The organism is Arthrobacter sp. RT-1, assembly GCF_003367205.1.
In the GTDB taxonomy this organism is placed as follows: Bacteria; Actinomycetota; Actinomycetes; order Actinomycetales; family Micrococcaceae; genus Arthrobacter.
In genome coordinates this window covers 119,231-145,684 of sequence record NZ_QRGQ01000050.1, presented here as the reverse complement: position 1 = coordinate 145,684, position 26,454 = coordinate 119,231, and the positions used below count along the sequence as shown (strand labels likewise).

General features: G+C 62.9%; 24 protein-coding genes and 1 pseudogene. 12 read left to right on the top strand and 13 right to left on the bottom strand.

Going from position 1 to position 26,454, the window contains the following annotated elements; genetic code table 11:
* Positions 1 to 61: 61 nt before the first annotated feature.
* On the bottom strand, positions 62 to 919 hold the full coding sequence (locus tag DXK94_RS20955) for an SGNH/GDSL hydrolase family protein (protein ID WP_115526417.1): 858 nt from the start codon (positions 917 to 919) through the stop codon (positions 62 to 64).
* Between the two features lie 216 nt (positions 920 to 1,135).
* Between DXK94_RS20955 and DXK94_RS20950 the strand changes: the two genes are divergently transcribed.
* On the top strand, positions 1,136 to 1,549 hold the full coding sequence (locus DXK94_RS20950) for a nuclear transport factor 2 family protein (protein WP_115526416.1): 414 nt from the start codon (positions 1,136 to 1,138) through the stop codon (positions 1,547 to 1,549).
* 62 nt (positions 1,550 to 1,611) lie between these two features.
* On the opposite strand, the gene DXK94_RS20945 is transcribed toward DXK94_RS20950, so the two are convergent.
* Positions 1,612 to 1,902 (bottom strand): hypothetical protein, encoded by a 291-nt coding sequence (locus DXK94_RS20945; protein ID WP_115526415.1) that lies wholly within the window; start codon positions 1,900 to 1,902, stop codon positions 1,612 to 1,614.
* A 248-nt stretch (positions 1,903 to 2,150) separates the two neighbouring features.
* Between DXK94_RS20945 and DXK94_RS20940 the strand changes: the two genes are divergently transcribed.
* Positions 2,151 to 2,978: an SGNH/GDSL hydrolase family protein gene (locus DXK94_RS20940; RefSeq protein ID WP_115526414.1), complete on the top strand. Its 828-nt coding sequence runs from the start codon at positions 2,151 to 2,153 to the stop codon at positions 2,976 to 2,978.
* A gap of 98 nt (positions 2,979 to 3,076) precedes the next feature.
* On the opposite strand, the gene DXK94_RS20935 is transcribed toward DXK94_RS20940, so the two are convergent.
* The 3 genes from DXK94_RS20935 to DXK94_RS20925 are packed head-to-tail and all read right to left on the bottom strand — an operon-like array spanning position 3,077 to position 6,641.
* Positions 3,077 to 4,756, bottom strand: coding sequence for a glycosyltransferase family 39 protein (locus DXK94_RS20935; protein ID WP_115526413.1), 1,680 nt, complete (start codon positions 4,754 to 4,756; stop codon positions 3,077 to 3,079).
* Positions 4,753 to 6,045: a glycosyltransferase gene (locus DXK94_RS20930; RefSeq protein ID WP_115526412.1), complete on the bottom strand. Its 1,293-nt coding sequence runs from the start codon at positions 6,043 to 6,045 to the stop codon at positions 4,753 to 4,755. The genes DXK94_RS20935 and DXK94_RS20930 overlap by 4 nt, the downstream gene beginning before the upstream one ends.
* Positions 6,042 to 6,641, bottom strand: coding sequence for a GtrA family protein (locus tag DXK94_RS20925; RefSeq protein WP_115526411.1), 600 nt, complete (start codon positions 6,639 to 6,641; stop codon positions 6,042 to 6,044). Before DXK94_RS20925 ends, DXK94_RS20930 begins: the two co-directional genes overlap by 4 nt.
* A gap of 859 nt (positions 6,642 to 7,500) precedes the next feature.
* Here DXK94_RS20925 and DXK94_RS20920 point away from each other — a divergent pair.
* The 3 genes and pseudogenes from DXK94_RS20920 to DXK94_RS21795 all read left to right on the top strand — a co-directional run bounded on the left by DXK94_RS20920 (position 7,501) and on the right by DXK94_RS21795 (position 9,385).
* Complete coding sequence (locus DXK94_RS20920; RefSeq protein ID WP_258868655.1) at positions 7,501 to 7,809, top strand: heavy-metal-associated domain-containing protein; 309 nt, start codon at positions 7,501 to 7,503, stop codon at positions 7,807 to 7,809.
* A gap of 171 nt (positions 7,810 to 7,980) precedes the next feature.
* Positions 7,981 to 8,406 (top strand): annotated as a pseudogene (locus tag DXK94_RS21800) (MFS transporter); the annotation flags it as partial.
* A 283-nt stretch (positions 8,407 to 8,689) separates the two neighbouring features.
* Positions 8,690 to 9,385: an MFS transporter gene (locus DXK94_RS21795; protein WP_258868654.1), complete on the top strand. Its 696-nt coding sequence runs from the start codon at positions 8,690 to 8,692 to the stop codon at positions 9,383 to 9,385.
* Between the two features lie 290 nt (positions 9,386 to 9,675).
* On the opposite strand, the gene DXK94_RS21510 is transcribed toward DXK94_RS21795, so the two are convergent.
* Positions 9,676 to 10,206: a bacterial transcriptional activator domain-containing protein gene (locus DXK94_RS21510; protein WP_181884899.1), complete on the bottom strand. Its 531-nt coding sequence runs from the start codon at positions 10,204 to 10,206 to the stop codon at positions 9,676 to 9,678.
* A gap of 1,468 nt (positions 10,207 to 11,674) precedes the next feature.
* Here DXK94_RS21510 and DXK94_RS21295 point away from each other — a divergent pair.
* The gene (locus tag DXK94_RS21295) at positions 11,675 to 12,484 is read left to right on the top strand and encodes a hypothetical protein (RefSeq protein ID WP_147294415.1); all 810 of its coding nucleotides are present in this window, start codon (positions 11,675 to 11,677) and stop codon (positions 12,482 to 12,484) included.
* Here the strand turns inward: DXK94_RS21295 and DXK94_RS20905 are convergent.
* The gene (locus DXK94_RS20905) at positions 12,375 to 14,033 is read right to left on the bottom strand and encodes a serine hydrolase (RefSeq protein ID WP_147294414.1); all 1,659 of its coding nucleotides are present in this window, start codon (positions 14,031 to 14,033) and stop codon (positions 12,375 to 12,377) included. The two genes, DXK94_RS21295 and DXK94_RS20905, sit on opposite strands and share 110 nt — an antisense overlap.
* A 9-nt stretch (positions 14,034 to 14,042) precedes the next feature.
* Positions 14,043 to 14,768: a hemerythrin domain-containing protein gene (locus tag DXK94_RS20900; RefSeq protein ID WP_115526407.1), complete on the bottom strand. Its 726-nt coding sequence runs from the start codon at positions 14,766 to 14,768 to the stop codon at positions 14,043 to 14,045.
* Positions 14,769 to 14,992: 224 nt separating this feature from the next.
* Between DXK94_RS20900 and DXK94_RS21505 the strand changes: the two genes are divergently transcribed.
* Together DXK94_RS21505 and DXK94_RS20895 are read left to right on the top strand one after the other, a co-directional pair.
* Positions 14,993 to 15,133: a hypothetical protein gene (locus tag DXK94_RS21505; protein WP_176156809.1), complete on the top strand. Its 141-nt coding sequence runs from the start codon at positions 14,993 to 14,995 to the stop codon at positions 15,131 to 15,133.
* Between the two features lie 305 nt (positions 15,134 to 15,438).
* Positions 15,439 to 16,653: an acyltransferase gene (locus DXK94_RS20895; RefSeq protein ID WP_258868653.1), complete on the top strand. Its 1,215-nt coding sequence runs from the start codon at positions 15,439 to 15,441 to the stop codon at positions 16,651 to 16,653.
* 277 nt (positions 16,654 to 16,930) lie between these two features.
* Here the strand turns inward: DXK94_RS20895 and DXK94_RS20890 are convergent, their stop codons facing one another.
* A complete protein-coding gene (locus DXK94_RS20890; protein ID WP_115526406.1) occupies positions 16,931 to 17,311 on the bottom strand; it encodes a DUF1304 family protein in 381 nt (126 codons plus the stop codon).
* Positions 17,312 to 17,462: 151 nt separating this feature from the next.
* Here DXK94_RS20890 and DXK94_RS20885 point away from each other — a divergent pair, with 151 nt between their 5' ends.
* Positions 17,463 to 19,493: a multicopper oxidase family protein gene (locus tag DXK94_RS20885; RefSeq protein WP_115526405.1), complete on the top strand. Its 2,031-nt coding sequence runs from the start codon at positions 17,463 to 17,465 to the stop codon at positions 19,491 to 19,493.
* A 98-nt stretch (positions 19,494 to 19,591) separates the two neighbouring features.
* Here the strand turns inward: DXK94_RS20885 and DXK94_RS20880 are convergent, their stop codons facing one another.
* Both DXK94_RS20880 and DXK94_RS20875 read right to left on the bottom strand, forming a co-directional pair.
* The gene (locus tag DXK94_RS20880; protein ID WP_181884898.1) at positions 19,592 to 20,308 is read right to left on the bottom strand and encodes a GAF and ANTAR domain-containing protein; all 717 of its coding nucleotides are present in this window, start codon (positions 20,306 to 20,308) and stop codon (positions 19,592 to 19,594) included.
* A 41-nt stretch (positions 20,309 to 20,349) separates the two neighbouring features.
* A complete protein-coding gene (locus DXK94_RS20875; protein ID WP_115526403.1) occupies positions 20,350 to 20,607 on the bottom strand; it encodes a hypothetical protein in 258 nt (85 codons plus the stop codon).
* 515 nt (positions 20,608 to 21,122) lie between these two features.
* Between DXK94_RS20875 and DXK94_RS20870 the strand changes: the two genes are divergently transcribed.
* Positions 21,123 to 22,442: a BTAD domain-containing putative transcriptional regulator gene (locus DXK94_RS20870; RefSeq protein ID WP_258868652.1), complete on the top strand. Its 1,320-nt coding sequence runs from the start codon at positions 21,123 to 21,125 to the stop codon at positions 22,440 to 22,442.
* Positions 22,443 to 22,452: 10 nt separating this feature from the next.
* Here the strand turns inward: DXK94_RS20870 and DXK94_RS20865 are convergent, their stop codons facing one another.
* A complete protein-coding gene (locus DXK94_RS20865) occupies positions 22,453 to 23,145 on the bottom strand; it encodes an ANTAR domain-containing protein (protein WP_181884897.1) in 693 nt (230 codons plus the stop codon).
* Between the two features lie 606 nt (positions 23,146 to 23,751).
* Between DXK94_RS20865 and DXK94_RS20860 the strand changes: the two genes are divergently transcribed.
* Together DXK94_RS20860 and DXK94_RS21500 are read left to right on the top strand one after the other, a co-directional pair.
* Entirely contained in the window at positions 23,752 to 24,885 is a 1,134-nt protein-coding gene (locus DXK94_RS20860) for a glycosyltransferase family 2 protein (protein WP_115526401.1), read from the top strand.
* Positions 24,886 to 24,896: 11 nt separating this feature from the next.
* Positions 24,897 to 25,043, top strand: a complete 147-nt coding sequence (locus DXK94_RS21500) for a hypothetical protein (protein WP_176156811.1) — start codon at positions 24,897 to 24,899, stop codon at positions 25,041 to 25,043.
* Between the two features lie 13 nt (positions 25,044 to 25,056).
* On the opposite strand, the gene DXK94_RS20855 is transcribed toward DXK94_RS21500, so the two are convergent.
* Positions 25,057 to 26,283 carry a glycosyl hydrolase gene (locus DXK94_RS20855; protein WP_258868651.1) on the bottom strand — a complete coding sequence of 409 codons (1,227 nt, stop codon included), beginning with the start codon at positions 26,281 to 26,283 and terminating at the stop codon, positions 25,057 to 25,059.
* Positions 26,284 to 26,454: the final 171 nt, after the last annotated feature.

Here is a 26,454-nt window from a genome sequence, read left to right as displayed (position 1 = left end):
AGACGGCGAAGAACGGCGATGGGCAGAAATGCCCATCGCCGTCGTGCGTTCTCTTCAGACGTCAGTGCTGCAAAGCCCGGATTCCCGCCTCGCGGACGACCGCCCGGTAGTATCCCTTGGCGTAGCCGGTTTCAGTGGGGTGGAAGCCGGCGTCACTTCCGGGCAAGTGGATCCAGGGTGCCGGCGAGCCGATGCCGTGCCCGTCGAACTCGTCGGTGACGTCGACGTACACCGTCCCGGAGACCTGCCTGGCCGCCTTCCTGATGACCTTGTTCAAGGTGTCCGTGCCCTTGTTGAAGACCTTGGCGGCCTCGTCCGTGATGTAGGTTTGGTCGCCGAATTCCGGGGAGAACTGGTACGGATATCCCAGCGCGACGATCGTCGCGTTGGGGGCCTTGGCGCGAATGGCCGCGTAGGCATTGGTGAGGGCGGCCAGAACCTCAGTCCTAGCAAGTGCTTCGCCAGCTTTGACGGCCTGCTTGCAATCGTGCAGCAGGCTGGGCTTCAGGCAGGCTTCGAGAATGCTCTGGAAGCCGACGTCGTTGCCGCCGGCGGTGATGGTGACCAGATCCGTTTCAGCATTCAGCCGGCCGGCGGCCGACGCGACATCGACCTGGAGGGGAACCATCGCGGCGGTCCAGCCGGCGCAGGCGGCGTTGGCTGCCAGTTCCACGTCGGGCCGGTCATCCAGCACGTCCACATAGCTCGGCGATGCCTGATAGCACGGCGCCGGATTAACGGGGTAGAGCGGGGAGACGCTGACATTCGGCGCGCCGATGCCTGACGTGTAGGAATCGCCGAAGGCTACGTAGTCCAGTGTTTCGGATTCATGTGCGGCTGCTGGCGCGGCTATGGAGCCGGCCACCAGTGCGGTGGCAGCAACGGCCAAAGTCGCGAGGCGCCCCGCAAACTTCCTCATGGTTCTGTCCCTTCGCTTTCTGTCCGGGTTACGGCAGATGCCCTGACGTTCGTGGAGAACGATGTCCCACAACTACTTCCAGCGGCGTTACTGCGGCGTTACCGCTCATCCTGTTTGAGATCGGCGGGGTGAACGTCGCCGTCGGCTTTGGGAGAAGCCCTGTCCACGAGAAGGAGCCCGGCGCTACCATTAGTCCCTGGTTTAAGGAGGCGCGTGATGCTCGACGAGGCGGACCTCATGCAGGCCCTGCGGCGTCACTGGGAGTACTCAGGCAACGACGAGGACGTCGCCCATGAGATCTACCACGACGACGCGGTGCTGGAGTTTCCCCAGTCCGGGGAACGTTTCGAGGGCGTGGAGAACTTCCGCGAATGGCGGCGCCAGTATCCGGCAAAGCTCAAATTCCACACCCGGAGAATCAGCCACCGGGCCGACCTGGTGGTCGTGGAGAACCTGATCAGCTACGACGGAGGCCCCTGGATGTTCTCGGTCAACATCCTGGAATTCAGGGACGACCGGGTTGCGCACGAGCGGATCTACATCATGGACGGGTGGGAGGCAGCAGAGTGGCGCGCTCCATGGCGGTCCGATGTGCCTGCAGACGAGCCCCCGCCGCCAGTCCGCTCCTGACTAGAGGCGTACGACGGCGGCGCGCACCGCCGTCGTACGCCTACAGCTGTTTCAGGGAGCCTTCAGGATTGGTTCACCGGGCTGATGCCGCGGGTAGCCAACAGGGCATCCAGCTCGGCGGCCTGGTGTGCTTGAAAGGCCCTGTCCGCGTTGGCGTTTGTGCTGGCGAGTAGAGGCACGTCGAGGCTGGCGTTGCATCCCCGGCAGCGGATCTCGTCTGTCCACGCCCAGCTGTACGCCGCGTGCGCTTCCCGTACCCGCTGCATCGCTGTGGTGATGATTTCCGTCTTGGCCGCAAAGTGCGCCGCGTCCTCGTTGCTGAGGCTGCTACCAATTTCGATGTCGATGCTCATCGTCGCCTCTTTTCCGTTTTGTCCGGATGGTGGAGTCGACAGTAATGGCTGTTGCGCGGCGAAGGAACGACCGGAAGGTTACGGTTGGTTAACCCTTTGAGCAGTGCTGCCATCGTAGGCAGGAGAAGAGCCCCGCTTCGAGTCCCTTGTCCGCAGGGCTCTTCGCTCGTTGTTCACCTGGGAGGCCGGAGCTCTAAACCGGCGGCTCCCCAGATGGGCTCGCTTCCGCCGGTAAGATGTGCCGGGTGATGGGAAACGGCGGGCGCAGGTATGAGTGGATCAAGTACGCCGCACTTTTCGTGCTGGCCGTGGCCGCGTTCGGGGTGGCAGCGATCGCCCTGATGGGCCCGCGCGGCGTGGACGAGGCCGGTCCTGTCCCTTCGACCACGTTGGCCGCCACTGCGACGGCTACTGCGTCTGCGGCTCCCACACTTCCGGCTCCCACCCCCACGGCTACTGCCACCGCGCCGCAACCGGGGATTGAGCTGCCGGCCGAGCCCGTCCTCCTTGTTATGGGGGATTCGTACACGGCCGGTGTTGGTGCAGACCAGCCGGACCAGGGGTGGGCGAACCTCGTTGCCGGGCAGCTCGGATACCCGACCAACATTGACGGCGTGTCCGGCACCGGTTTTGCCTGGGGCGGCGGCGAGCAGGACCAGCTGGCCGGCGAGTACGAAGTCCGCTTGCAGGAAATTGCCGCAAACCCCGCCTTCGTGCCCAACGTCCTGATTCTGCAGGGCGGACAAAACGACTCCCAGATTGCCAATACTGAAGAAGTCACTGCTGCCACGGCTCAGACCATCGAGGCCGCCCGCAGGTTCTGGCCGGGCGTCCAGGTGGTGGTGCTTGGGCCGTCGGCGCCCCAGCCCCTCGCGGAGGAACTCCGTGGCGTGAACAGCGCCGTCCGCGCCGGTGCCGCAGCTGCCGGCGCTCCATTCATTGACGCCCTCGAGTCGGGTTGGTTCACAGCCGCCAACAGCCCGGGATTCGACGCTGACGGCGCCCACCCGAACTCCGCCGGCCACGCCTACATGGCTGACAAGTTCCTGGAGGCTTGGGCCACGCTGGTGCAATAAGCCAGATGCCTCCGCGGGGACCAGTTGCCGATCGGTCCTGCTAAGGTCCCCCACTTCGAAGCGCATCCTGCCAGCCAGCCTGTCGGGTCCCAGTATGGTCAAGGAGTGATGGCAGCGGTGGGAGCCTCTTCCGGGTTCAGACGCATCCACTCCGGGTCGACCGGGTCCATGTCCGGGTTGACCTTCAGCAAGCGGATCTGCTGGCCAACAGGGCCCCACGCCTTGACTAACTCGCTGTGTGAGAGAGCGGCATGCGCTTGCGGAGCGTTTTCTATCCCTAGGATTTCTCCTCCCACGAACACCTCCATGGCACGGCCCGTGAAAATGTAGTCAACGTCTTTCCACCCGCCGGGCAAATGTTCCGCCTGCTCCAACGGGTCCCGGTCCAGCTTGAAATGCCAGAGCGGACCGGACCAGCCGTCCGAGCTCCACCCCATGTCCACCAGCTCGTTCCATGCGTTGTCGTCAGTAAGAATCGTCGTGTCCCGAGGAAGATTGGAGTCGATATAAGCCAGCGCCTCCTGGTACGGCACGTTCTGGTTCTCGGTCACTGCGCGGAACGATTTCGCGGCCCAGGACGGAGCCACAGCGAACACAGAGGACGCGACCAGGCCCGCCACGACCGCACGACCCGTCCACTTGACCGCCCCTCGAGATCGAAAGCTTGCAGTGTGCCAGAGCTTCCAGGCGAGGTAAACGATGATCAACGCGAAGAACGGCAGCGGGGTGATGATGTACATTCCGGGGATGTAGCCGCCGCGCAGCGCTACCACGAGGTAGACCACTGGAACGAGCGCGATGCCGCGCGACTGTCGGAAAAACAGCCCCACGAAGCTCAGCAGCATCCCCGCGGTGACGAGGTACGGATCGAGCCCCAGCCACCCCTTCAGTATGTTGTTCGCACCCGAGCCATCCGTGAACATAAAACCCGCACTGCCTCGGCCGTGGAGCTGCCAAACTATGGTTTCCCAGAGCGAGACGTGCCCGGGTCCCGGGACCAGTTCATTCTTGATAATTGCGAACAGCACCCAGCCGCTGATCACTAACGCCCCGGTTCCCAGGAACCCAACGAAGGAGAAAGCACGAGTCCGGGCCCATGAGGATACCCACAGGGCTACCAGGGCCGCGGGCAGAGCCACCGCCGCGGTCTCCTTACTGAGGACGGCAACGCCGAAGGCAGCTCCAGCCGCAATGTGGTACTGGAGCTTGGGCTTACCCGTGACCAGTGCGAAGCAGGCGAGCAGCCAGACAAGGGCGATGTTGTCCAGGAAAATCTGCCGCCCCAGATTAATCGTCATGGGAGACAGCGCCCAGACCAGCGGAGCCACGAGTGCAACGTACTTGGGCAGCCCCACGTTACGGGCAATTTTGTACATCAGCGCAGCGGAGATGACCGCGATCAGGGCCATCACTCCGCGCCCTGCAGTTTGAACTGGGATGTCGTCGCCGCTCCAGAACCACTGCAGCGGCGTAAGCAGTACGGCCAGCTGGATCCATCCGAGCGGGGGATGGTCGTACCAGTACGTGTAGTGCGCCATGACTCCTTGATTGGCTACTGCCCAGGCCTGTGCGAAGTACGTGCCCTCATCGTCGTTGCTGAACTCCGGGTATCCGTGAAGATTGACTCCGTAGAGGACTGCAACGAGTGTTAGGACCAGAATCAGCGGTATTGCTCTGAGCAGCCGGTAGCTCCAGCGATGCGGATCAGCCTGCTTTGTCTTAGAAGGAGGTGCCACCGCCCTGGGGACGATGGGAGTCGTGTCCTGGATTGCGGTCATGCCTTGGCCCCCTCAGCCGGAGGATTAATGATGCTGGTGGCGAAGACATTGAGATGCGTACCGGTGTGGGGAGTCTTGTCCCAAATAAAGTTCCTGCGGCGGAACCTAACCACGGCGGCAACGGCGGCGTATAGAAGCATGCCTTGGTAAAACGGAGTCGAGACGACCAGGAGGATATAGTCGCGCAGTCCGATCTTGAAGTTCATGTCACGCCCGAACTCCCGCAACACCAGGACCTCGAAGATCACAGTCAGCATCAGTGGAATGAGCGGTACGTAGGTGGTCAACACGATGCCGGTAGGAAGCGAGAACGCGATGGCAGTGAGGAACGCTATGGGCAGGAGGACCCCCGCTAGTGCCATCGCGTACTGCTGGACCAGTGTCCACCAGCCGCTCAGGCGACGCTGCCACGAGGGAAGCTTCTTCCACTCTCCCTTCGCCAGCACCTGCATAAAACCGAGGCTCCACCGGGTCCGCTGCTTGATAAACGCCTTCACCGTGGTCGGCGCCTCTTCCAGCGTTGTGAGCGCCGGATCATAAACACACACGACGTGCTTGCCCAGTGCTGAAAGCCGCACGCCGATTTCGCAGTCTTCTGCGAGGCAATTGTCATCCCAGCCGCCTACCTCTTCCAGAAGGTGACGCCACACGAAGACCGTGTTGCCCCCGAGCGGGATGAACCCGGAAACCGCGTGGCCGTGCAGGCGTGATCGGAACCAGATGCGGTACTCCAGGCAGTTGCGCAACGTGAACCAGCGACTCCGGTAATTGATGAGGTGAACCGCTCCCTGAACGACGTCCGCACCGGTGAGCTGGAATGTTCCGTCGATGTGGTCGAGCAGTCCGGGAGCGGTCAGGGATTCAGCGTCTATGATCCCGACAATGTCCCCGGTGCAGAGCTGGAGCGCGGAGTTGAGCTGACGTGGCTTGTTTTTGACGGGGTCGCTGTTGACCGAAACCTTGATGTTCTGAGGGTGCAAGGCGGCGAGCATCCGAGCACGGTCGACCGTGTCCACGTCGTCGTCCCCCACGGAGATGACGATCTCGACTTCCCTGTGTGTCTGGTCGAGGAGCCGCTGAACGGTCGCGGTCATGACCTCATACGGTTCGTCCCGGCAAGGCACGATGATCGAGAAGGAGCGTTGACTGGACACGCTGTCGGTGGCGAAGTTGGTTGACTCGTAGTTCTCAGGAGTCCGCCAGGCATGGAGCATCCACCACAGTGTTCCTACGCAGACTGTGAAGAGCAGGACCGTGCCGAGCAGCAGGAAGAAGATCAGCGCGCTCATGCGGAGACCTCTTCTACTCGGTCGCCGGCTGCACGGTGGCGTGCGTCCTGCTTCACCAGCTTGGGACGATAGACCACGCGGCTCGCGAAGAGGAATCGGGCGATGAACGCGATGGCCAGTGTTACCGCTTGGGCAAGTACTGCCAGGACGTGCATCGTTTCGACAAGGAGGATCAGAAACGGCAGACGGATAAGCGCCTCCACGTTGTTGAACAGCAGGTGCTGAGTCAGGCGGCCCTGCCATGACTGGGTGCCGTCTCGCAGGTCGCGAAACACGAACCGCTCTTGAAGCAGGAAGTTATGAAGGATGGAAATTTCAGCGGCAATGACTGCGGCGGCAACGTAGCCGATTGCGACTCCGTCGTGGACGAGCAGTGCCATGACGAGCAGATTTACAACGGTCCCCAGCGCTCCCACTGCCGCGAACCGGGTCATACGGCCCAGGCGGAGGCTCGCCGCTTGGTAGAGAGACAGAGGTCGGTTGCGCCAGCTGGCCTTGTTCTCTGCCGCCAAGCGCTTACTGAAGGTGAAGGGCAACTGTCGCCAGTGCAGATCCTTGAAGCTGCGTTGAGGCAGCTGCTTCATGCCGAAAATCATGGTAGCTCCCGGTGAGTTTTCGCAGTTTTGACTCCATGCAGGCAGGCTGCAATGGCGCCGAGGTCATGAGCGTTGTGCACTCTCAGCGGAGTTAGGTTGGGGTTCGGTGCTGCCATACAGGGAACAAGATCCAGGGATCAGCCCTGGAATCCCCGTGTGGACGAGCGAAAAATTGATTCGAATGGTGCGGCAGGTGGTAACCGATACCGATTTGGGCTATTAGCTTTATTGCCGTTGGCTCGACGTAAAGTCAGCGTAGATCGCCTTCAACCAGCTTCTACATAAGGTCGAGTACCTGTTTTTCACGAAGCGGATTACTTGCCTCAATCCGGCGTAGATACCGATCGCCGCCTCTTGTGTTTCCGCACGATTACTCAGGGTTCACCGATGCATCGGCATATTTTTCCTTTTAACTTTGACTCGGAAATTTGGACCGTAAAGGCCGTGCTTGCGGTTATATCCATCCGGATATCAGCGGTTAGACCGAGATTCTTTCTCACGCTCTAAATGATGGCTAAATCACCTGACTGAGCCCCTCGCGCACGGAAATCATGGCGCGCGCATGATTGTCAATGTCTTAGTCGCATTTCAATTGAGGACGTAATCTTGCGTGTCCAGCCTCCTCGTTCTGCACGGCGGACGGGACGATTCCCGGATCGCCAATGCCGAAAAAACTACATTGCCGCTGCGCAGATCATGAGGCGGCCTCCAAGTGACGCGATTGTCTCAAGATACCCCCGGGGGGTATAATCGAGCTTGTTGTCAGTGACGTGGTATGTCCCGGCCGGCGCCCTGCGCCCGCCCTTACAGCCGTCAATCCCAGCACTCATTGATGCTTCGTCAAGGAATGGAAACTGACGTGTTTGAATCTGAAAACCGCACCGAACTGCCCCTCGCCTCGGCGGCCGGCGAATGCAGCTGCTGCTCATCCGCACCTTTCACCTCCCGCACTGGCACCGGCGACGTTGAGCTCACTGTTGAGGGACTGGCCTGCGGGCACTGTGTGCAGACTGTCGAGAAGGCGGTCTCGGCGCTGGCGGGTGTGGAATCCGCCTCCGTCGAGCTCGTTCCCGGTGGCCGTTCCCGTCTGGTTGTCCGCGGCCAAGCGGACGCCGTCGCTGTCCGTGACGCCGTCGTCTCTGCGGGATACACCTTTACCGGCAACTGAGCCGGCCGTACTTCGCGCTTCCCCTGCAACAACGCTCATTTCGGATGCGTGAGCAGACGCTTGTGAACTTCGGGTCCCTCGCGGCCCGCCAACTTTGAAGGACATGTTGTGACAAAAGAAGGACAGCGGCGCGGTTTGATACCGCTGCTGGTGATTGCGACCTCGCAGCTGATGCTGGTGCTGGACGACTCCATCGTGAACATTGCTTTGCCCAGCATCCAGCAGGAACTCGGAGTGGAGCCGCTGCATCTGCCCTGGATTGTGAACGCCTACATTCTCGCGTTCGGGTCCCTGTTGCTCCTCGGCGGGCGGATCGGCGACCTTTACGGACGTCGTCGCGCTTTGCAGGCAGGCCTCGCCATCTTCGTGCTCGCATCGCTGGCCGGCGGAATCGGGGTCAACAGTGAAATGCTTATCGCTGCGCGCGCCCTCCAGGGGCTAGGAGCGGCGCTGGTTGCCCCGAACGCGTTGGCACTGATCACCACCACGTTCTCGGAGCGCAAGACCCGTGACACGGCACTGTCGCTGTACGGTGCGATGTCCGGCCTCGGAATCGTGGTCGGCCTGCTCCTCGGCGGCGTGTTAACCGGCACACTCGGCTGGCGGTGGGTCTTCTTCATCAACGTCCCTATCGGGATCCTGGTCCTCCTTGGCAGCCGGAACCTCGTCGAAGCTGACCGCCACCCCGGCAGCCTCGATGTGAGGGGCGCGGTGCTGGGAACCGGCGGCATGGTGGCCCTGGTGTATGCCATCACCCGCTTTGGCGAAGATGGCTTCACCGACCCGATAGGGCTTGGGCTCATCGGCGCCGCACTGGTCCTGCTCGCGGTCTTCATCACCACCCAGGCCCGCAGCCGCACGCCGGTGGTTCCCACTGAGCTTGTTCCGGGACCGCAGCCGCGCCGGGGCCTACGCGTCCATGCTGCTGCTCGCCATCGGCCCCATGGGCACCTTTTACGTCATCACCCTCTACCTCCAGCAGGTTCAGCAGTACAGCCCCCTGCAGACCGGTGCTGGGTGGCTGCCCTTCTCAGCAGGACTCGTGGTGGGTGCAGGATCGGCGCCCAAATTGCTCAACCGGGCCGCTCCACGCTTTATCGCCGCGGCGGGCGCGCTGCTCAGCGCCGTGGCCGCGTTCTGGTTCTCCTTCATCGGCATCGACACGAGCTACTGGCTGAATCTGGCACCGGCAATGTTTGTCCTTGCCCTTGGGTTCGGACTCGGCGTCATTGCCCTGACCCAGGCCGCGGTCTACCACACCGAATCGAAGGAAGCAGGGATTGCGTCAGCCCTGCTGAACTCCGCCCAACAGATCGGCGTGGCGCTCGGTTTGGCCGTTCTGGCCGGTATCACCGCCACGGTCACCGGAAGCCCGGACCATGCGGAACTGTCGGAGGCCGGTCAGCTTGTGGTCGGCTACGGCAGTGCACTCACCGTCGCCGCCGTCCTGCTCCTGGCTGCCGGAGTACTGGCCGCCGCCACCTTGCCCTCCAAAGTGGCGGCTCAAGTGGATGGTAAGGCCGCTGCGGCTCCTTGCGCTCGTCCGGATATTCCCGTCCCAGCTCAACGAGCTTGATGTCCACTTGCCGGAAGTGCCCGGCTTCGGCGAGCCCCGCAGCTTACGGAGTTGGGTGGCCCGGTATTCGTCGCGGGCCAGCGTGAATGTATAGAAGGTGAAGGCGGAGGCAGTGCCGCTGTTGATGCGCCAGCACGTCTTCTCGGACTGGGTGAAAAGATAGCTGACCAAGGGAGTGATCCAATCGGCTTTCGATCCACCCTGTTCCGTGGAGGCAGTCTCGGCGATCAGGCTTTGTTTTACAGTGGCAGCGGGCTCTGCAACCTGGGCGATATTGGGGCTCGGGGATGTTAGCTTTCGTTCGCGTGAATATCCGCAGCAAGGTTTGCAAGGTGTTCCGTTGGTTTTATTCCTAACTCAATCTGCAGATTGGTTCTGAAAGCTTCAAATGTGCGCAGGGCTCGCGCCCGATTCCCAGCCTTCAGCTCAGCGCTGATTAGCAACGCGACTGCGCTTTCATGCAGCGGCTCAAGTTCGAGCGCGCTCTCCGCAGCCTCAACGGCCCTGTGAATTTCCCCCTCTTCCAGCCAGCGGTGGGCCAGCATAAGGAAGGCGCGCAGCCGAACTTTCCGTAAACGCTGTTGCTCCTGAAAGACCCAATCGTCGTACCAGCCTGGAAGCAGATCTCCGCAGTTCAACCATTCCAAGCAAGCTTCGTCAGATAGTGCAGCGCCGGGTGTTCCAGTCTCTTTTGCCCTCCTGACTAGCTCGTGCAGGTCGACAGTGACGCGGTCGGACAATGACAGTATCTGGCCTTCATTTACTAACAGCCCCGGCACTTGGCTGGAAATCAAATGGACGGAAGTACGAAGGCTTTCCATGGCACGAGCTTCAGGGCGCTCGGGCCACAAGAGTCCGCTGTAGTAACGACGGGGACGTGTGCCATGGATGGCGAGTGCAGCTATCAACCGCTGTTGCCGCCAGGCGACTCGAACTTCGGTCTCGTCCCGCCACAACTGCCAACAGCGGAAGAGGCTGAGCTTGAACTCGCCGTCATTGCCACGCTCCGTGCTTGCACCCGCAGGGCTTGATCCGTTCCTTGGGACCATAAGAAGTTCGCGTGAGTCCGGATAACTTCCGGCTCCCCCCACTGGGTGCCGGCGCTGGTAAGTATTGTCTACACTCATGAGCTTTGCGCACTTGTTTTGCCGTGGATAATCCGTGCGGTCCTGACCTCTTCGTTTTGGGCGAGAAGGAGCGGGATCATTTGAGCAGGCGGCCGGGCGCGCCCGACATAAAGCGCCGGGGGGCTCTGGCTGAGGCCATTGGTCAGTCCCATAACGCGCCTCCGTGCCGGGCTTTGGCAGAGCGCCGCTGGACTCGATTGCGCCAAATAGTGGTTCTCCCTCCACTCCGGCGCCGGCGAAAGGTAAAGGGCAAATCACGCACGCACGGGCCATGACGTGCGAAAACCTTGAAGCCGCGGGATGGCGGCTGCTTCATACCGAAAATCATGGTGGCTCCTGGTGACTATTCGCTGCTTCTCTCCAGACACGCATGCCGCACTGGCGCTGAGGTCGACATTAGGTGCTCCAATGCACCACCCCGAGATCAGTTGTGTCAGGTTTGAAGTACCGCCCGCCATGTAGGGGCAGGGTTTAAAGGGCGTTAGCCCCTGTCGTGGCGTAAACCGCGAATTGCCATCTGCCCGAACTAGCGGTCGTGGCCATTGCCGCTACGGGTCTTTTAGTTTTACCGCCGTTTGCTCGACGGTGAACTCAGCCTAGGTTGCCGCTAGTGGACATTCACAGAAAAGTGAGTACTTGTTTTCAAAATACGGGGCTACTTGGAGTTGCTCTTCAGCCCCTAACGAGCCGTCGGCTAAACTTCCTCTCGCCGCGTCCGCGGCCTTTCCGGGCCTGGACGAGGGCTGCCGGAGGCTCACCTTGTCAATTCTTGTGTCGGCAGGCGGGATCAGGGGGCCAGTCGCCGCGGCAGAAACCGCGTGCTGACGGGATACTCCTGGTGCAGTTACTCAGTCGGATGACGTGCCGGCCGCAGCCGCCGTGAGTAGAATCTCGGTTACCAAAAGCGTTAACCACTGAACGCGCTGTCATGGGCCGTGCACCTTCTTGAAAACTACGGAGCCACAAATTACCAATCGGTCATACTGGCCTTGCATTCCTCTTGATGAATTCTTGAGGCTTTCGACTTATTTCGCGGAGAAGCGTCATTTTTCTCGCTTCTGATAGCTCCCATCCAATTCCACTTGCCAAGCGCGAGCGTAGTTTCGACAGGCTCGACCACCGACTCCCAGGCTCAACCACCGGCACACCCGGAGAATGAACTATGGATGACGCCCAAGCCTTGGATCAGAAGCAGTCCCTGCCCGACCGGCTGCAGTTCGTCCGCGTGGTGGCCTGGCTTATGGTGGCCGTGTCCGCCGTCGGGCTCTTCGGCATCACCGATCTCATGACCCTCCCCGGCTGGGTGGACCAGCGCTACGTCTGGGCCGTCTCGCTGGAAGCCAGTTGGGGGAGCCTGATGACGTTCATCGTGGCAGGGTCTTACGCCAGCATCGCCCTGAACCCGCGTGACCCCTGGCCCGGAACATTCCTCTTGGCCGTGGCGGGCATGGCGCTCGTACTGTGCACCATTTTCGGTGCTGACAGCCGCCCGCTGCCGTTGGCGCTGATTGTCGCCGTCCCGGCCATCGGACTCCTCTATTCTGCGCGGAAGGAGATCGAGTCGCCCAGCCGTTCCCTGCTGCCAGGTTGGCTGCACCTCCTGATGGGGGCAGTTGGAGTGCCGCTGTGGCTGCCGTACTCGGTGCACGCCCTTCAAATGTCCAGGCTCGAACCGAATGCAGGACACGACACCTGGGGGATCGAGCACTGGCCGGTCCAGGGCGCCGCCGGCATCACCATCATGGTCGCTGCCCTGATCATGGCCTGGTGGGGCCAGGGCCGCCCGCTTCTGAGGGTGAGCATCAGCCTGTCCGCCGTCTATATAGGAGTGGCCATGCTCGCCTACCCCGACCGGGCAGGCGCTATGGAAACCCCGATGTGGGGTGTGGCAATGGTCCTGTGGGGGACGGTCCTGGCGCTGCTGCCCGCGAACGGAACCACAGCCAGGCCGCCAAGGCAGTCCGCACGATAGCCCACGCGGCCGCCAACACCAGGGCGGGCACAATGAACAGCCCGGCGTCCGGGACCGTGCGCACGATGACCGGCAGGTCGGCGTCGAAATGGTTCGGGATGTAGACCAGTCCCAGCCACAGGATGGCTGCGTCCAGCAACAGGGGCAGAACCCCGACGGCTGCGATCCGGCGTCCCGGAACCGGCCGCCCGCTCCGTCCCCACCTGTACATCGCGCGGCCCACGAAACCCAGCGACACGAGCTCCGCGAGGAGGGCCAGCAGTGCCACCGCCCAGCCGTATTGCTGAAGCGGCTCCTCCCGGATTTCCGCCGGTACGGGAGCCTTGCCGTGAAGGATCCGCAAAATGTTGCTGTCCATGGCGCGGGCCAGGGAAGCAGTGGACTGGCTGGCGCCGTTCACCAGCAACACGACGCCCAGGCGCTCGCCGGGAACCATGGCCAGGAACGACTGCGTATTGGACCACGAACCGGTGTGTTCCAGCACAAGGGGCAGGCCGTACCACTGCTCCCTGGGCGCCACCGGGTCCAGGGCCTCCCACAACGGCCGGCCGAACCATGCCATCGCGTACGAGCTGAAGCTGTCCACCGTGACCGTCGGTTTCAGGAGCGCTGCGGCGGATTCGGGGGAGACGATCGCCCTGCCGGCGTACCGTCCGCCGGAAAGTTCTGCGATCAGCAGGCGGCTCAGATCCTCGGCCGAGGAGTACATGGTGGACGAGGGCGCGCCCATTGAGGGGACCGGCATGTCAGCCGGATGCCAAACGGCGCTGAACCACTGGTAGTAACCGTGGGCTGCCCCGTTGGCCGCTGCGTAGTCGGCAGAGGCGTGGCTATCAGCCATCTGCAGGGGCGTAAAAACGTAGAGCTTCATGTACTGGGCGAAACTTTCACCCGTCACCGACTGCACCAGCAAGCCCAGGATGTCGTAGTTGAGGTTTGAGTAGGTGAAGTTTTTGCCCGGGTCATCAACGAGGACCGCGTCCGACAGGTCCCTGACACCCCGCTCCAGGGACTGGGGGCTGCGGTCATCCGCGGCCTGGTAGGCGCGGCCGTCCCGTTCCGAAAAACCCGCCGTGTGGTTCAGCAGGTGGGCCACGGTAATTTGTGCAGACTTTGTCTCGTCCGCGGTGCGGAACCACGGAAGGTAGCTCTTCACCGGCGTGTTCAGGTCCAGCAGGCCGGCGTCCACCTGCTGCATCACGGCGACGGCGGTCAGCGCTTTGCTCGTTGAGGCGAGCAGCACCGGCGTCTGCGGGGTCATTGCGCGGCCGGAGGCGTCAGCCACGCCGAACGCGGCAAGGTGGACCAGCTGGTCACCCTCCACCACCGCCAGCTGAACCCCCGGCAGGCCCAGCTGCTCCATCTGTTCCTGCAGGTACTGGTCCGCGGCCTGGAACCGGTCAGCACCTATCTGCGCAGTGGCGGCGGGCGGGTCCTTGACGTCCACCTGGGAAGCAGCGATCGCCCCCAAGGCGATGACAACGGCAAGAGCCACCCGAACGACGACGGCGCGTGCCGCCGTCGTACGTGCTTCCACACGCCAGACCACCGGGGCTGTTTAGAGAGTCTCGGGAATCGGGCGTCCCGGAAAAAGTGTGGCGTACTGTCTCCGGTACATGCCGCGCCCCACGAGTTTGTAGGCCAGGCGGACGGGTGCCGGGATCTCGTTGAACAGTTCCCTCCGGTCCGCGGGAGGGTTGGTGGCCAGCACCATCCCGAGGTAGGCGACCATGAACTTCTTGTCGAACTGCTTGATCCCGTGCTGCCCGATGTTCTTGTTCTCCTCCTCGGTCATCACCCTGTCCGCCACGGGCATCACCTCCGTGACCTCGCGCCGCAGGTGCACATTCAGGACTCGCGATAAGTCCTCATAGCGTGCGGCGAGGTCCGAGCCGGCTTCGAGGTCCGCGGTCTCCATCCAGCGCAGGCGGTTGGGCTCGATGTGCTCCAGCCGCTGGGTAACCTGCCGGTGCTGCTCCAGCATCTGCCCCACGTGCAGCGCGCAGGCCGGGGCCCGCTGCTCCAGCTGCGGGTACATGAGCAGGTCCTCGCCCTCGTGGTGCACGTGGAGGACCTTGTCGAAGTTGCCCAGTACTTCCCCCACGTAGGCGGCGCGGCCGGTGTCGCCGGCACTGACGGAGCGCACCAGGCCGGGCGCCTCGTCGTACGCCCACAGGAAAAAGCGATGGATGCGCCGCATGGACGCGGACCCGGTGCACAGCACGGGCCCCGGCGGAAGGGGAGCAGCGGTCTCGCCGGGCTGCATGGTGAAGAAGTCGGTCATTGGAGAATCCTTCAGCGCTCGTCATGCGAGACCCGGACCTCTCCCCGCCAGCATCGTAACGCCTGCCCATGTGCCGCACAATGGCCACTGCTGCCTGCCACTACGGTGTTTGTCGCGACGGCGGCGCGTGCCGCCGTCGTACCCCTTTATTCAAGTAGTTGGCCTTTCAAAGACAGGTACGCGATGCGCGGGTGCCGGCGCCCGGGGCTGCATAGACTCGGCGCATGGCAAATGTAATTGAGCGCAGGCACGGGCGCCGCAGAGGGCCTGGTCCTGCCAAGGGAAACGGCCAGCCTCTCGCTGTTTTGGGCGTCGTCGTCCTGATGATTGCCGCGCTGGTCACCGCTTACGCCCTGATGCGATAGTCGAGCTGATGCACGTCGTACTGCCGGCCCCGGATGGGCAGGATTTCGATTGCCCGCATCAGTTTGTGGGACGTTGTGACGCGTGCAGCGGGTCATTAGCGGGACAGGGGGCGCTGGGTGGCTCCAGCACTTTTGATCCCTCCCACAGTGGTCCCTCGGCCGTCACGGAAGCTCCGGGCGCAGCGTAGCGTCCTGGGAGGAAGGCGTACGACGACGGCCGCGCGCCGCCGTCGTACGCCTCGCCGTGGAGGTTCCGCCCAGCCTTCACCCAGCGCAGTTACCGGAACGTTATATATGCTTGCTGAGTGGTTTTTAGGTCAAGCAGCGGAATTTCATCAGTCAACGAACGCGCGGGAGCCCCTGAAACGGGGCTGATATCAGGGCGCCAGCATGCCCTGGACGGGCTCCGCACCATCGCCGTGGCGGGCGTCTTTTTCTTCCATACGGCAACGGAACTCATCCCCGGCGGGTTCATCGGTGTGGACGTCTTCTTCACGCTGAGCGGTTTTGTGATCACCCTGCTGATCCTGAAGGAACGCCTCGCCACCGGAAGGCTGCGCCTTGGTGTCTTCTACGCCAAGCGGCTGGCCAGGCTGTGGCCCGCGCTGCTGGCGCTGTGCGCTGTGATCCTCGCGGTGGGGCTGCTCTTTCCCGCGTCCGGGTGGGGCGGCCAGGAAGGCTTCGTCCTGCCGGCCGCCGGGTACGTCATGAACTTGGCCCACTTTGGCGTGTTCGGCAACTCCATCACCGGGGAGACCCTCGGCCCCACCTGGACCCTCGCAGTGGAGGAGCAGTTCTACCTGGTGTGGCCGCCACTGTTCCTGCTGATGCTCCGGTTCTGGAAGCTGCGCACCGTCACTTGGGTGACGGCCGGGCTGGCCGGCGCCTTCCTGCTGGAACGGTTCGTGCTGGTTGCACTCGGCGCGCCGCTGGGCCGACTCTACAACGGGCCGGACACCAGGGCCGATGAGCTGCTGATCGGCTGCGCGCTGGCCCTGCTGTTCACCTGCGTCCGCCGTGGCTCAGGACTCCACTGTTCCCTGCAGGCGGCAGCGCGGTGGGGCGCCCCGCTCGTGGCCGGCATCCTGGTGGCTGCGGTGTTCCTGCTGAAGGAACCGGACACCCCCGGCCCGTGGTTCAGCGTTTTTTGGACGGCCGGACCCACTGTGCTGTCCGTGCTGGCGGCAGTTCTGATCGGATCGTTGGTCCTGCAGCCGGCCGGCTTCATGGCACGGTTCCTCAGCCACCCCTGGCTTGCCGGCCCCGGCCGGGACCTCTCCTACGCCATGTACCTCTGGCACATCCCCGTCTACCTGCTGCTGATGCCCTTGATCCCGGCGTTGACTCTCCGCATCGCGCTGGCGGCCGTCCTCACCGTGCTGCTGGCCTGCGCGTCCTTCCGCCTGGTGGAGCGGCCGCTCCGCCGCTGGGCCAACGCAAGGCTGGAGCCCGCCGTCGTCCGTCCAGCTCCTGCGGACGCGCCGGAGTGTGAACTGGTGTCCGCCGGGCGGGGGACGTAGGGTGCCTGCTTGCCCGCTGCCTGTCCTCTGCAGCGTCCTCCACCTGCGCGGATAATCTCCAGCGAATTTCTTTTGCCGAAGCACTTTACGTAGGAGGCCCGGGTTATTACAGTCAGTTCTTGTCATATCCGGATGGGCGCTGAGGGGCGTCCGGGAAGGGGGAGTGCATCACCGCTGACCGTTACCAGAAGACAAATGACCACTACGTTGAAAGCCCCTCCTAGGAGGGGCTTTCCCCTTGCCTGGGCCCCGGAGCCAAAGCTGCTTTTGCGGGTCTTTACCGGAAGAAAACGTAGAAGAGCACTGACAGGCCGGGAAACAGTGCCTGTCCAATGGCACTGGTCAGCAGGCGCTTTTCGGTGACCCACAGCCAGAAGCCCAGGAAAACGTGGCTCGCGCAGCAGAAGAGCACGATCGCTGTCCCGCCGGCGGCGTTCCCGGTGTTCACCATCCACAGGCCCGCGGCGATGCCCAGGCCAAACGTGATGTTGTAGGCGCCAACGTTCATCGCCCACATGCGTACGGCCGGAACATCCTCAGGTTTGATCAGGAAGATCCGGTAGAAGCGGCGGTCACCGTGGAAGAAAATCTCCAGGGGCCCGACGGCGAGCAGGGCCAGGGCGGTCCCGCCGGCGAAGATCTGGCTCAGCAGGTTCATCCGCGTCCTTCCTCATCCCATGGGCCGCAGGCTTTTCGTGCAGAGTACGCCGCAGCGGCAAGCGCGTTCAAGGGCTTTCGGGGAGGTGCGCGTCGTCAGAGGACCAGATTTCCCCAATGTTTTCTCAGGGTGGTTATTCCAGTCTTTTGCCATGTCAATTACACGCCGGCAGGCATTGCAAATAGGTGGAGTTGGAATCATCGGCGCCTTTGGTCTGGCGGTGCCGTTGACCTCAGTGGATGCGAAGTCGGCAAGCCGGCTGGCACCCAGCAACATGCCCAGGCCCTTCCAACGGACCCTCGAGGTGCCCACGGTGCTTGCGCCGACGCGCACCACGGTGGACCCGGACGGCCACAAGCGGCATCACTACCGCATCGAGCAGAAGCTCGGTTCGGCCAATATAGTCCCTGGCTTGAGCACACCCATCCTGGGCTACAACGGGACGTTCCCGGGCCCCACCATCAAGGTGAACCAGGGCGAACGAATCACCCTGATGATGGACAACATTCTGCCGCTGTTCCACCCGCAGTGGGGGTACCGGCTCGATACGTCCACCCACCTGCACGGTTCGGCCTCGCTGCCGCAGTTCGACGGGTACGCCAACGACCTGACCGGGCTTGGCTTCTGCAAGGACTACGAGTACCCGAACTTCCAGCCGGCACGGACCCTCTGGTACCACGACCACGCGGTCCACAACACGGCGCAGAGCGTCTACTCGGGGCTCGCCGGCCAGTACCACATGCATGACGACGTGGAACGCAGCCTGCTTCCCCAGGGCAAGTTCGACGTGCCGCTGACGGTATCCGACGCCATGTTCGCGGCCGACGGCCAACTGGCCTACGACGACAACACCCACTCCGGCCTTTGGGGCGATGTCGTCCTGGTCAACGGGGCACCGTGGCCGGTGATGAAGGTCCAGCGGCGGATCTACCGCTTCCGCATCCTCAATGCCTCGATTGCACGTTCCTACCGTTTCTCCCTGAGCACGGGGGATCCGGTGACGATGGTGGCCACCGACGGCGGGCTGATGCCCACTGCCCAGCAGGTGTCGTCGTGGCGGCATAGCGGCGGGGAGCGCTACGAGGTCCTCATCGACTTTTCCAAGTACCCGGCCGGAAAGCGCGTGGAACTGCGCAACCTGTCCAACGACAACAACGTGGACTACGACTTCACGGGCAAGGTCATGGCCTTTGATGTAACCGACGAACCGGTGGACACCTCCGGTCCGGCCGCCAAGGTCATGCCCACACTGCTCACCCCCAGCACGCCCATGAGCCTGACCCCTTCCCAGTCCGTGAAAAGCCGGCACATGCGCGTGAAGCGGGACAACGACATCTGGACCATCGGCGGCATGACGTGGGACGAGGTGGTGGAAAGCGGCTACAAGAAGGTTCTGGCTGACCCGGACCTGGACGACGTGGAAATCTGGACCATCGAAAACAGCTCCGGCGGATGGTTCCATCCCGTCCACATCCACCTGGTGGACTTCCAGATCCTCAGCCGCAACGGACGTCCGCCCTTTGCCTACGAACGCGGGCCCAAGGACGTTGTGTACGTGGGCGAGGGCGAGACGGTCCGGCTGCTCATGAAGTTTGAGCACCACCGCGGCAGGTACATGATTCACTGCCACAACCTCCCGCATGAGGACCACGACATGATGGCCCAGTTCAGCGTGGGCATCGATCCGAACGAACCCGACCCCAACCACCCCATCGACGCCTCGAAGCCGCATCCGATCAATCAGACTGCACCGGTGGAGGAACCGGGGGACGAACCTACGGATGAGCCGACACCGGAAACGCCGGAACCGACTGCCAGCGCAACCGCGACTGCCGAGCCAACGGAGACGGCTTCCGCTGCCCCCGCGGAGCCGACGGCGACAGCAACCCCGACGGCAACGAGCGACGTCCTCACCATCACCACCGCGCGGCACCGCCTTAACAAGGACTTGGACGTCACGGGAACCTCCAGGATCGACGGGGCGGTCCCCACCGGTTCAGCTTCGGTGAAGGTCTATGACGTCACGCTCGGCCGTGCCGAAACCCTGCTGGGAACCGTTCCCATCAATTCCCTGGGCAGCTGGTCCCTGTCAGCTAAACCCGGCCCGCGCCAGCAGGTCACATCCGTCAGGGCCGTGTCCAGCCGCGGCGGAACGGCCACCCGCCGGATGGATACCCGGTAACAGGTTCGAAAGCCCCCGGCGGTTTTACCGCCGGGGGCCGAACCATGCCGTGAGGGCTTCGGGGAGCCGGCCTGGGTAGCGAGGCTCCGCTCCTGCCCCTACTCTCGGGTGGCCATTTGGAGAATATCCCGTGCTACCTCATGGAGTGGTGTGCTCTCTCCACGCGAGCGGGCCAACAGCACCTCCAAAGCCTCCTGTGAGTTCAAATTCATGCGCTCAATCAGGATCCCTTGCACTTTTGAAATCATGTCTCTGTTGGCCAGGGCCTCCGCGAGTTCCTCACTCGTTCGTTGTGCAGCTTCCCGGTCCCGGATGTGGCGCAGCAAGACCGCGGCTGGGCTGGCGAGCCGCTCGATCAGGAAGACCGAGTTGTCATCAAATGACAGAGGGAGGGGGGAGTAGACCTTCAGGGCACCAATTTGTCTTCCCCTAGAGGTCAGCGGTGCGCTGAGAACAGAACGAAGGGGAAGATCCGACACCGCCGCCGTCCATGAAGGCCAGCGAATCTCTTCCCGGGTGTCCTGGATGATGATGGGGCGCTGTTCCGCCCACGCGCTGAGGCACGGTCCCTCGCCGAGCTCGTACTGCAGTTTGTCCGCTCCGAGTACGACCATATCGGTGGCACCGGTGCTTTTGCTACGGCCGCGGGAGTGGATGATTGACGCCCCGGCCCCTGCCGAGTTCGGGATCGAGTCCTTCAAAACGTACGCCAGGGACTGCACCGCCTTGGAGGCATCGTCCTCGGTGAGGAGGCCGGAAGCCATCCTCCCTGTTACTCCGGCCAGTTCATAGGCCTGTGGAAGGGCATCATTCATGGCTGTTTCTCTAACCGGACCCGCCGTATGTATGGACATGATCAAGCCGCAGTCGGGTAGCTGGAGAGGATATAGTCCGCGGCCGCCGGGCCCACCATTCGAAGCCGGCTGTCATGAACGTCGACGTCCCGGCAGTGCATTGCTGCTCGGAAAGTGACGTCCGGTTTTGCGTCTATCCCCTGCAGGACACACCAGCTGACGTACAGGCCGTAAAGGCAGTCGGCGGTCAGGGGGCAGTCCGTGTCAAATTCAGGGACGGTGGCTTCTGCAAGGAACATTGTGAAATGCGAGGTGGCCATGTCGGCTCTCTTTCCCCGGTGTGCATCTGTCCGCCAGCAGGCTCTAGCGGTACTCCTCAAGGCCCTGCACTCGGCCACAAGGGAAACGCCCCCACAAGAGTGTGACGCCTACCACCCAGAATGGACCAATCCCATGCCACCTGTCCAGCCGGCGGCGTGGACCATACAGGTTCCAGGAGAAGCCCTTCCTCCGGCTCATCCTGAAAATAGGGGGATTCCGTGCTGCGGCAGAACGCGCGTGATTTCGCCTCCGCGCGGAGCTACCTAGGTTTGTCCAATCGTTTGAGACGGATCCGTGGCCATTCGCGTTCACCAGCACAAACGCCTCATGCCTCGCTGGTTTTACCCGAGTACAGGCGGGTTGCACCCACAGGGCCTCTGAGTATCTGCTCCCAAGTACTAAGTAGCCGGACGGAAATAGCCGGTGTGGAAGCGAGTAGTGACCACTGTTGTTCGCACTTTTTTCCGCCAATTCAATGGAAACCAGCAGTACTCAATTACTTGGGGGGCACAGAGTGACTATTTTGGAGATGGCGAAGAAGAGCGGCGGCCCGGAACTTGTTCCCGCATCACAGCAGGCGCCGGTGCTGACGATTTCGGTTTTTGGTCCGTTGACCATTCGGCGGGGAAACACCGAGCTGGGCGCGAATGACCTTGGCGGGCCCAAGCCCCGGCAGGTGCTGGAGATCCTGTTGTTGAACTTCGGCTCGGCGGTGTCCAAGACCCGCATCATGGACCTGCTGTGGGGTGACAATCATCCGTCGGTGGCGTTGCCCACGTTGGAAAGCTATGTCAGTGTCCTGCGGCGGCACCTGCAGCCGGGGTCCGGCCGGGGCGGGCCGCTGCGGACGGTCACCGGCGGCTACGCGATCGACCGGTCGCTGGTGGACCTGGACCTGAACCGGTTCGACACACTGACCAAGCAGGCCAGCCAGGCCGACGCGCCGGCAGCGCTGGCACTGCTCACCGAAGCACTCGAGATCGCTTCGGCCCCGCTGCTGGGGGATGAGTTGCTGCCGGCCTGGGCCGAGGAGGAACGGGCCCTTCACGCAGCCCGGGTCAGCATGGTCCGGGTCCAGGCGGCTGAGACTGCGCTGGCCGTGGGGGACCTGGGCAAGGCTATTGTGTGGGGCGGCGCGGCGGCAAAGGAAGATCCCCTGAATGAGCGGGCCTGGACGGCCCTGATTCTGGGGCTGGAACGCAACGGCGAGAAAACAGAGGCGCTGCGGGCGTATGACCGTTGCCGCAAGGTGTTGGATGAGGAATTGGGCTGCGCGCCCAGTCCGGCGCTAAAGGAGGCGCACGCCCGGCTCCTGACCAGCACGGCAGCAGCGCTCGGGCCAGCCGAGACCCGAAGCCCCATCCACGTGGTCAGCGGGGCCGGCGCCATTGCGCCGGTGGCGACAAAGCAGGAAACCGAACGGCTGCGAATTCTGATCGTTGATGACCACACCACCTTTTCGGACCTGCTGGCTGGAGCACTGGACCGGGAACCGGACCTGAAAAGTGTGGGGGCGGCGAAGTCGGTGGAATCCGCGGTGACCATGTTCCGCGAGCTGCAGCCCGACGTCGTGCTTATGGACCTTCATCTCACGGACGGGTCGGGCCTCGAAGCGGCCGGACAAATCCTCTCGGAAGCACCTGGGGCACGGGTCATCATGCTCACCGGCAACCCGTCACAGGAAGCCTTGGGCGAGGCTGCCCGGATGGGTATTTGCGGGTTCCTCCCGAAAGACGGCGGGTTGGGAGTCATGCTGGATACCCTGCGGCACGCCCATCCCGGCAACATGATCGTCCACCCGTCGCTCTTTGCGGGCCTGGTGGGTGCTGCCTGACCCTACCGGTTCATCGTTTGAAATGAACGGCGGGAGCACCGCCCGGGAGGTCGTCGAGGATGGTCTCCGCCACGTCCTTGGGATAGGCGTTGTTGTGGCTGGAGGCTTCGACGAGGATGCCGAATGCCTCGTCATAGGAGCAGCGCTTCCTTGCCATGATCACGCCACAGGCGACATCAATGGAGGTCCGGCCCTTTATGGCCGAACGCAAATGATGCGCCGTACTTAATGCCTGCCTGACTTCATCGGCTGCCACCAAGCTCGTGGCGGCCACTTCAGCGAAGGCCATGGCTTTGCTCAGAACTTCAGGAGTAAAGATGGCGCCCTTTGTGGCAAGGAGCGTCATCGCGCCACAGTGTCCGGCTGCCAGTTGCAGCGGCACTGATGCTACTGACTGATAAACGGACATCCGTAACCGTTCCCGGTACGCGGGCCAGCGCGTACCTCCAGAGGCGGCGTTGACGACGACAGCCAACCGCCCGCCCAGAGCCTGCGACACGGGCCCCTCACCGGACTCTTGGTCCCATGCGGCGAGGCCGGCGGCACGGTTGGAGTTGCCGGCGGTCAACGGGACCTCTTCCGGACGGACCAGGGTCACGGCACAGTCGAAGGCGTGGCCGGTAGCCTCCAGAAGTGCTGACTTAGCCGTCAGGGCGAGTAACCATAAGGAGTCATGCTCAGTATCGGCATGCACATCCAGCATGAACGTCGCGGGGCTTTCCCACCACTTATCCTGCGAGAAAGTCCCATCCCGGGCCGGCCCTGAGGATGCCGGGGCCGGTGACTGCCAGCGGGACCACGCTGTCCCGCTGCTGCCTCCGTCACCGACCCCTGCCTGATACCGTGCACCGTGCACGTTTAGCTCACTACTCATAACCTGCCCCCCATGACAGTCAGAATGCCCTCAGCAATACTTCTGGAGACAGTACCGGGGGGCCAAGGCGGAGCACACGAGTAGTGTGTACTCTATTTTCGCTCCGGCGGAGTCCCTGGAGGATGCGTTCGTGCGTCGGGGGAGCACGTGAAGGGCCGTCCTCCAGTTGGCCCAGGAATCAAGTGAATTTGAATTTGCCGTTTTAGCCCCAAATTGTGACCAGAAGCACAAATAAAATTAATGCACGCTATTAGTGCTTTCGCGATGTGGCTTTTGCATGAGTTGTGAATTGTGAGTCTCAAGAAAATGCGTTGAGCAAGAATTGAGAGTATTTGATTGAACCTTGATGCCGGGTGCGGGCGAAATCTGAGATAGGGGCTATTAGCTGGGTTGGAAGGTCCGGCCGGACTTTTCGACGTCCAGTAGGAGGCCTCCTTGTCCACGGTTTTGCCCTCGGCAGCTGACACCATGGTGCACTCAGGTGTCCCTGTTTCCAGGCTGCGCGTGGTGGTGCTGGTCCCCGCGTACAACGAGGCCGCGTCCATCGGGGCGACGCTTGATGGACTGATGCGCCAGGACCGTCCTGCGGACCTGATCGTGGTGGTTCCCAACGGCTGCACCGATTCAACAGCGAGGGAAGCGCGGAAGTATCCGGTCACCGTGATGGAGCTGCCCCGGCTGGAACACCGCAAGTCCGAGGCACTGAACCGCGCGTGGGCGGAGTATGCCTATGACGCGGACGTGCTGGTCTGCCTGGACGCGGACACCGTGCTGCCGCCGAATGCGCTGGCAGCCTGGGAAGCTGAATTCAGTGGCGGGGAAGGAGTCCTTTTGGGAGGGTCCTCCTCAAAATTCACCATGCAGGATCCCGGGCTGCTGAGCCGGCTGCAGAAAGCTGAGTTTGCCACGTGGACCGATACGGCGCTGCGGCGGGGACGGACGAGCGTGCTCGCCGGTACCGGCTGTGCGATCAACAACGCGGTCCTGCGGCAGATTGCTGCCCGGGACGACCGGGAGGGGCCCTGGGTCTATACCTCGCAGGTTGAAGACTTCGAGCTGACCTACCGGATCCGCGAACTCGGCTACGTTTGCCAGGTTTCGCCGGAGGTGCGGGCCTACACGGATTCCATGAAGTCCATCAAGGCCCTCTGGGGCCAGCGGATGAAATGGCAGGTGGGCACGGTGGAGGATCTGCTGGACCTGGGGCTCAACCGCCTGACACTCCGGGACTGGGCCCAGCAGGCCATGGGCCTGCTGGGCGTCTTCCTCAAGCTCCTGTGGATCGCCGTCATGGTGCTGTCGCTGACCCTCGGCGTGTTCCAGGTGGTCCTGTTCTGGTGGCTGGTGCCCATCCTGTTCGTGGCGCTGGACATCAAGCGCGCACTGCGGATACCGCACTGGGACTGGAAAGACGTCCTGATTGCGGCCACCTTCTTCCCGCAGGAACTGTTCATGTGGCTGCGCTCCGGATGGTTCCTTGCGTCCTGGTCAGCAGTACTCACCACCAAAATCACCCGGCGGCGCATCGACCGCTGGGAAGCACAATACACAGCAGAGGAAATCAACTAACAATGTACGGAATGAACACCTCCATCCCCGCGTCCGGGGCAGCTCTGGCCTACACCGGACTCAACGTAGGGGCCGGACTGCTCACAGCGCTGGGCATCATGCTGATTGGCGTGGCCCTGATCGCCCTGGTCCGCCGCAACCCCGCAGCCCGGCCCTAACCAGCAGCAGGGACTACGACGCCCGGCGCGCCGCCAACGCAGAATTGAAGGCGGACGCCGAGGCGTCGCTGCTGTTAATGCGCCAGTCGGCTTCCTTCTGCATGTGGAACCAGACGAAGCCCATCACATCCGGCTGGGCCGCAAGGTAGGACACCAAATCCGTGTTCCACGCAGCCTTGGACCCGCCCGCCTCACTTGAGGCCGTCTCGGCGATCAAAATCGGAACTCCCGGAGCCAGCGACCGCAGCTGGGCGATTCCGGGCGCGAAGAGATCCTGCGGCGAAATCCAGCCGCTCCACGAGGCGGACGTGCCCCAGTTGTACCCGTCCAGAGCGACAATATCCACGTAGCCGGCACCCGGATAAAGGCCGGACAACTCGGTGGAGCCCCAGTAGGGAACATTCGGGCTCCACACCCACGAGACGTTCGACGCCCCGGTGGCCGCCATGACGTCGTGCACGTGGCGCCACGCCTGGACGTAGTCCCCGGCCTCGTTGCCGTTGACCCCTTCGGCCCACGGGTACCAGTCGCCGTTCATCTCATGGGCGAACCTCAGCTGCACCGGGTAGCCCCAGGCGGTCAATGCCTGTCCCCACTGGGTGATGCGGGCATCGAAGTCTCCGGCCGCAATCCTGTCCAGGGAGTAGGCGGGCTGGTCGAGCCCGCCGCCCCAGGCCCACGGCTCCCAGGTCACCAATGGCACAGCGCCACGGGCCCGCACGGCGTTCATCTCGCTGATCGGCGGCGCCTGGAGGAAATCCTTGTAGAACAGGACGCTGGACGGGCTTTCCCCGGCCAGCCGTGACACCTCGTCCAGTTCGGCACTTGCCAGCGGCCCGCCCGTGGTGGCGACTCCAAACTTCAGGGCAGCCGTGCTGACCGGTGGCAGCGCCGGGGGCAGCACCGCCACCGGCGCTGCCACAGTAAAGACCGAGGACGCCTGGACTGAAGATGTCTTTGCCGAGATGGTCAGCTTTCCTGTTGCGGTTGAAGGAATGGTGATTGCCGTGCTGAAAGCACCGGTTGAGGTAGTACGGAAGCCAAATGTGGTGGAGCCCGCGATGACCGTTCCTGAGGTGGAGACCCTGAACCCGGTCCCGCTGACCGTGACGGCGGACCCCGCAGGACCGGTGGTTGGACTAAGCGTAATCTGGGCGGTTGCCGGTGCTGCCTGCACAGGCTGCACTCCCGCAAATGTGAGGCCCAGGCCGACGCCAAGAGTGGCCGTAAGAATCTTCACGAACTTGAACACAGAGATCGGTCCCCGCAATCGTCAAGGCTGCCCCAGCAGCCGCCAGTTCCGTGCCGGCAGGCACTTCCCTGATCCTAAAGGCCGCCTATTGCCCATGTCTCAAGATCCGCTCAAGTTTCTTAGCCCGAGCCCTTTACGCGGCGGACCTGGCTTATTAAA

Excerpts from the sequence above, each read along its gene's own strand:
- DXK94_RS21510 (WP_181884899.1), bottom strand. The coding sequence starts at position 10,206 with ATGGAAAGCCTTCGTACTTCCGTCCATTTGATTTCCAGCCAAGTGCCG.
- DXK94_RS20955 (WP_115526417.1), bottom strand. The coding sequence starts at position 919 with ATGAGGAAGTTTGCGGGGCGCCTCGCGACTTTGGCCGTTGCTGCCACC.
- DXK94_RS20880 (WP_181884898.1), bottom strand. The coding sequence starts at position 20,308 with ATGAATGATGCCCTTCCACAGGCCTATGAACTGGCCGGAGTAACAGGG.
- DXK94_RS21505 (WP_176156809.1), top strand. The coding sequence starts at position 14,993 with ATGGCAAATGTAATTGAGCGCAGGCACGGGCGCCGCAGAGGGCCTGGT.
- DXK94_RS20865 (WP_181884897.1), bottom strand. The coding sequence starts at position 23,145 with ATGCTGGATGTGCATGCCGATACTGAGCATGACTCCTTATGGTTACTC.
- DXK94_RS20950 (WP_115526416.1), top strand. The coding sequence starts at position 1,136 with ATGCTCGACGAGGCGGACCTCATGCAGGCCCTGCGGCGTCACTGGGAG.
- DXK94_RS20940 (WP_115526414.1), top strand. The coding sequence starts at position 2,151 with ATGGGAAACGGCGGGCGCAGGTATGAGTGGATCAAGTACGCCGCACTT.
- DXK94_RS20875 (WP_115526403.1), bottom strand. The coding sequence starts at position 20,607 with ATGGCCACCTCGCATTTCACAATGTTCCTTGCAGAAGCCACCGTCCCT.
- DXK94_RS21500 (WP_176156811.1), top strand. The coding sequence starts at position 24,897 with ATGAACACCTCCATCCCCGCGTCCGGGGCAGCTCTGGCCTACACCGGA.
- DXK94_RS20930 (WP_115526412.1), bottom strand. The coding sequence starts at position 6,045 with ATGAGCGCGCTGATCTTCTTCCTGCTGCTCGGCACGGTCCTGCTCTTC.
- DXK94_RS20890 (WP_115526406.1), bottom strand. The coding sequence starts at position 17,311 with ATGAACCTGCTGAGCCAGATCTTCGCCGGCGGGACCGCCCTGGCCCTG.
- DXK94_RS20925 (WP_115526411.1), bottom strand. The coding sequence starts at position 6,641 with ATGATTTTCGGCATGAAGCAGCTGCCTCAACGCAGCTTCAAGGATCTG.
- DXK94_RS20885 (WP_115526405.1), top strand. The coding sequence starts at position 17,463 with ATGTCAATTACACGCCGGCAGGCATTGCAAATAGGTGGAGTTGGAATC.
- DXK94_RS20945 (WP_115526415.1), bottom strand. The coding sequence starts at position 1,902 with ATGAGCATCGACATCGAAATTGGTAGCAGCCTCAGCAACGAGGACGCG.
- DXK94_RS21295 (WP_147294415.1), top strand. The coding sequence starts at position 11,675 with ATGGATGACGCCCAAGCCTTGGATCAGAAGCAGTCCCTGCCCGACCGG.
- DXK94_RS20935 (WP_115526413.1), bottom strand. The coding sequence starts at position 4,756 with ATGACCGCAATCCAGGACACGACTCCCATCGTCCCCAGGGCGGTGGCA.
- DXK94_RS20900 (WP_115526407.1), bottom strand. The coding sequence starts at position 14,768 with ATGACCGACTTCTTCACCATGCAGCCCGGCGAGACCGCTGCTCCCCTT.